This window comes from Thermodesulfobacteriota bacterium (genome assembly GCA_040758155.1).
Lineage (GTDB): Bacteria > Desulfobacterota > Deferrimicrobia > Deferrimicrobiales > Deferrimicrobiaceae > UBA2219.
In genome coordinates this window covers 1-4,673 of sequence record JBFLWB010000193.1, presented here as the reverse complement: position 1 = coordinate 4,673, position 4,673 = coordinate 1, and the positions used below count along the sequence as shown (strand labels likewise).

Annotated in this window: 7 protein-coding genes; 5 read left to right on the top strand and 2 right to left on the bottom strand. The window is 66.2% G+C overall.

Going from position 1 to position 4,673, the window contains the following annotated elements:
• Positions 1-672, bottom strand: a 672-nt coding sequence (locus tag AB1346_13350; protein ID MEW6721427.1) for an AI-2E family transporter, incomplete at its 3' end; no start/stop codon positions are given.
• Positions 673-726: 54 nt separating this feature from the next.
• Between AB1346_13350 and AB1346_13345 the strand changes: the two genes are divergently transcribed.
• The gene (locus AB1346_13345) at positions 727-1,140 is read left to right on the top strand and encodes a thioesterase family protein (protein ID MEW6721426.1); all 414 of its coding nucleotides are present in this window, start codon (positions 727-729) and stop codon (positions 1,138-1,140) included.
• Here the strand turns inward: AB1346_13345 and AB1346_13340 are convergent.
• The gene (locus AB1346_13340; GenBank protein MEW6721425.1) at positions 1,126-1,932 is read right to left on the bottom strand and encodes a peptidase U32 family protein; all 807 of its coding nucleotides are present in this window, start codon (positions 1,930-1,932) and stop codon (positions 1,126-1,128) included. The two genes, AB1346_13345 and AB1346_13340, sit on opposite strands and share 15 nt — an antisense overlap.
• A gap of 175 nt (positions 1,933-2,107) precedes the next feature.
• Between AB1346_13340 and AB1346_13335 the strand changes: the two genes are divergently transcribed.
• The 4 genes from AB1346_13335 to AB1346_13320 all read left to right on the top strand — a co-directional run.
• Positions 2,108-2,470 (top strand): NADH-quinone oxidoreductase subunit A, encoded by a 363-nt coding sequence (locus AB1346_13335; protein ID MEW6721424.1) that lies wholly within the window; start codon positions 2,108-2,110, stop codon positions 2,468-2,470.
• Positions 2,467-3,072 (top strand): NADH-quinone oxidoreductase subunit B family protein, encoded by a 606-nt coding sequence (locus AB1346_13330; GenBank protein ID MEW6721423.1) that lies wholly within the window; start codon positions 2,467-2,469, stop codon positions 3,070-3,072. Before AB1346_13335 ends, AB1346_13330 begins: the two co-directional genes overlap by 4 nt.
• A 17-nt stretch (positions 3,073-3,089) precedes the next feature.
• Positions 3,090-3,560, top strand: a complete 471-nt coding sequence (locus AB1346_13325; GenBank protein MEW6721422.1) for an NADH-quinone oxidoreductase subunit C — start codon at positions 3,090-3,092, stop codon at positions 3,558-3,560.
• Positions 3,557-4,673, top strand: a 1,117-nt coding sequence (locus AB1346_13320; GenBank protein MEW6721421.1) for an NADH-quinone oxidoreductase subunit D, incomplete at its 3' end; no start/stop codon positions are given. The genes AB1346_13325 and AB1346_13320, both read left to right, overlap by 4 nt.

The following is a 4,673-nucleotide window of genomic DNA, read 5'->3' as shown; positions in this document are numbered from 1 at the left end:
CACGGTATCCCGGTGCGCCGGTGAGAACAGCTCCCGGGTCCGCCGGTTGAGCGGCTCCCGGTCCGCGAGGATGAAGTAGACCAGGAACGGGATGAAGCTCAGCGAGAAGACGACGCCGGTCAGCGATCCGAGCCCCTGCAGCAGGAAGCCCGCGATGGAATCCCCGTCCTGTGCGGAAGGGCCCGGCAGGGCCCTTTCCCGGGCCGGAGAAGGGGAGAGGGAGATTCGCCGGCCGGCCTCCTCGAGGATCTCGCGCGTTTCCCGGGCCTTCTCCGACAGGCTCTGCACCAGCGGGGCCGAACGGATCCTTTCGGCGATCCCCGGGATGTCCTCGAGGAAGCTCCCCACCCCGAGATATGCGAGGTAGAGGAGGCCGTACAACAGCGCGATGAAAAGGAACACGACGATTCCGCCGGCGTACTGCCGCCGCATCCCCGTGCGTCGGCAGAGGAAGCCGACGATCGGCTCGAGGGCGAAGGCCAGGAGGGCGGACGAGAACAGCGTGATGAACACGGAGGCGCCGAAGTACAGGAGCGCCAGGACGCCCAGGGTGGCGAGCACGGCGATCCCGACGCGGACGGCCCGGAGGTCCTCCGCGAAACGGCGCAGCCTCTTGTCGGCTTCCTGGATCTCCGGAGGCGTTTCCCCGCCTGCCGCGTTCGGTTCGCCCATTCCATAAATATAACGTGATATCCTTGATCCCGGATAGGGAAGGACGGGGGCGCCATGTACCACGCCATCGAGATCCGCGTCCGGTTCGGGGAGACGGACCCCTACGGCGTCGCGTATTTCGCCGCGATCCTCGATTACTTCAAGCGGGGGATGGACGAGTATCTCCGGTCCCGGGGGATCGCTCCCGGCCTGGCCTACCGCAATCCGAAGGAGCGATACGGGTTCCCGGTGGTCGCGACCCGGTGCCGCTACCGCTCCCCCGTGCGGTTCGACGACCTGCTCACCCTGCGGACGCGCGTGGTCCGCGTCGAAAAAAACGGCGCCACCTTCGGATTCTCGCTGTTCCGGACGGAGGCGGGGAAGGACCTCCTCGCGGCCGAGGGGAGCATCTCCTGCCGCTCCATCGACGCTTCCTGGAAGCCGGTGCCTCTCCCCGCCGAGCTCGCCGCCGTTTTATCCCGCCGCTGACCGCCCGATCGCGTCGTCCAGTTTCCCGCGGATGCGGGACACGAGCCGCTTCAGCGCGTCCGGGGCGAGGTTCCGCCCCTCGATCTTGAAGACGTCCGCCCCCGCGCGGATCCACTGCGGGAGCTCGTCCTCCGTCGGGCGCGCCTCCCGGGGGACCGGAAGCCCCCGGCAGACGAGGCGGCACCCTCCGCCCCGTTTCGGCGACGCCGGTCCGCCGTCCGGGCATTCCGCCGCGTATCCCGTCAGCCCGCATCTGCCGTGGAGGAGGAACTCGGGGCGGCACCAGGCGAAGACCTCGATCCGCAGCCCCGACGCGCGCTTGATGGCGGAAACCTCTTCCGGGCGGACCGCCGACGGGAGGACGACGGCGTCGGCGCCGAGGTCGCGGCAGGCCATCGCGTCCTCCGGATTCACGACGGACAGCCCCACGGAGGCGCAGATCGGCAGACCGGGGAGCTCCTTCCGCGCCAGGGCGATCAGTCCCGGGTCGTTCAGGATGATCTCGGAGACTCCTTCCGCGGCGAGCCGCCGCAGGGCGGAGAGGAAGGCGGGAAGCTCCCCGGAGGACGGAACGGCGTTCACCGCCGCGTGGAGCCTCCTCCCGGCGCCGGCGCAGTCCGCCGCGGCCCGCCCGGCCTCCTCGAGGGGGATTCCCGAGCCCCCGCCGCGCGAGAGGCCGCGGATCCCGACGTAGACGGCGTCGGCTCCCGCCGACAACGCGGCGCCCACCGCCGGGAGCGAACCCGCCGGCGCGAGCAGAATCGGGTACCGTGGAAGGGGATCGAACGGCATCGGCCCATTATATCCCCCGCGCCGCGAGGCGGTCGTTTCCGGGGGGCGAAATTTTTTTGATTGACACGGGGACGTTCTCGGGTATTTTATGCCCTTGCTGTATCAGCCCGATTCCCTGCGCAAGGCGGAAAACGGAAACGATATGACCTACCAATTCGCAACGATCCTCGTGTTTATGGGATTTGCGGCATTCGTGGTCCTCGCGTTGAACACCGTCACGTGGCTTCTTTCCCCGAAGGCGCCCAACGCGGTCAAGGCGTCCACCTACGAATGCGGCGAGATTCCGTTCGGGCAGTCCTGGGTCCAGTTCAACATCCGGTTTTACGTGATCGCCATCGTCTTCCTCATCTTCGACGTGGAAGTGGCGCTCCTGTTCCCGTGGGCTGTCGTCTTCCGGAAGCTGGGGTGGCTCGCCTTCGTGGAAGCGTTCATCTTCATCGTCATCCTGCTTGCCGGCCTGGCGTACCTCTGGAAAGAGGGCGACCTCGACTGGGTCCGCACCCTCCAGGACGCCCCGGCGAAAAGGGGCGTCAAATGAGCCAGGGCCCGGCGAAGCGCAAGACCAAACCGATCAAGTCCAACATCTTCGATGTGGTTCCCGCTCCCGCGGAGCTGCCCAAGAACGTCATCCAGAAGAACATCGAGCGGGTCCGGGGGACCTGCCAGGGCGGCGAAGGGTTCGTCGAGGTCGGCGTCGCGGACCTGTTCATCAACTGGTGCCGTAAAAGCTCCCTCTGGTACCTCTTCTACGCGACGGCGTGCTGCGGCATCGAGCTGATGCAGGGCGGCGCCTCCAAGTACGACTTCGACCGCTTCGGCGCGGTGTTCCGCGCGACCCCCCGGCAGGCCGACCTGCTGCTGGTGTGCGGCACGATCTCGCACAAGATGGCCGAACGGGTGCAGCGGCTTTACCACCAGATGGCGGAGCCCAAGTGGGTCATCGCCATCGGGGCGTGCACCATCACCGGCGGCCCGTTCTACAAGGACTCCTACTGCGTGGTCAAGGGAGTCGACCTGATCCTGCCCAAAGTCGACGTCTACGTCCCCGGCTGCCCCCCCCGCCCCGAGGCGTTCATCGACGGCATCATGAACCTGCAGAAGCTCATCATGCAGACCAAAAACTTCGGCAATAAAGCGTGAAGGGCGGGACGAAACCATTGGATGCCCAGGCGATCTTCGAAAAGCTGAAGGGGAAGTTCGGCGCCGCCGTCGTGGAACTCCAGTCGGGAAGCTTCAACCCCAACTTCGTGGTCGTTGACCCCCGCTCCATCCGGGAGATCTGCAGGTTCCTGAAGGAGGATCCCGAGCTTCGCTTCGGGTCCGTCATGTGCATCTCCGGCGTGGATTACAAGGACCGGTTCGCCGTGGCGTACCACCTGAACTCGATGGAGCTCGGCCACTCGATCGGCATCAAGGCGCATCTCCCCCACGACAACCCCTCCATCCCCTCGGTGGACCCGGTCTGGAAGGCCGCCATCTACCAGGAGCGGGAGACGTACGACCTGGTCGGGATCGTGTTCGAGGGCTCGTGCGACCCCAACCGGATCCTCCTGCCGGACGACTGGGAAGGGCACCCGCTCCGGAAGGATTACCAGTACCCTGAGCACTACCACGGGATCAAGATATGACGGAACAAATCAAGGAAGCGCTCCGCACCGACGAGTGGACCATCAACATGGGTCCGCACCACCCCTCGACGCACGGGGTGCTGCGGATCGAGCTGACCACCGACGGGGAGATCGTCAGCAAGGCGAGGCCCACGCTGGGCTACCTGCACCGCGGCATGGAGAAGATCGGCGAGCGGGTCGCCTGGTCGCAGTTCATGCCGTTCACGGACCGGGTCGACTACCTCGCGGGGATGAACTGCAACTGCGCCTATGCGTGGTCCGTCGAGAAGCTGGCGAAGATCGAGGTCCCCGAGCGGGCCGAGTGGATCCGCGTGCTCGTCTGCGAGCTGAACCGGATCTCGTCGCACCTCGTCGGATGGGGTTCGTTCTGCGCCGACATGGGCGCCTTCACCCCGTTCGTCTACGCCATCCGCGAGCGGGAGTGGATCAACGACCTGTTCGAGATGGTCTGCGGGCAGCGGCTGACCTACAACTACGCCCGGATCGGCGGGGTCGCCCACGACCTCCCGCCGGGCTTCCTCGACAAGACCCGGGAATTCTGCGACTATTTCGAGCCGCTGATCGACGAGTACAACGACCTGATCTCCTACAACAAGATCCTGGTCCACCGCCTGAAGAACGTCGGCGTGATCTCCGCGGAAGACGCGATCGAGTGGGGGCTGGCGGGGCCGAACCTCCGCGGCTCCGGCATCGCGTACGACGTCCGGAAGGACGACCCGTACTCGGTGTACCCGAAGATCGACTTCAACGTGATCGTCGGCACCGGCGAGCGCGGGACGCTGGGCGACTGCTTCGACCGGTACATGTGCCGGATCAACGAAATGCGCGAGAGCGTGAAGATCATCCGGCAGGTCGTCGCGCAGATCCCCGACGGCCCGGTCCGGGCGAAGGTGCCGCGCGTGTTCAAGCCGGCGGCCGGCGAGGCCTATTTCCGGGCGGAGAACCCCCGCGGCGAGCACGGCTATTTCCTGATCAGCGACGGCGGGACGAACGCCTACCGCATGAAGATCCGCACGGGCTCCTTCATGGCGATGAACATCTTCGAGAAGATCTCCCGGGGCGTCATGATCTCCGACATCCCGGCCCTCATCGGCAGCTTCGACATCATCCTAC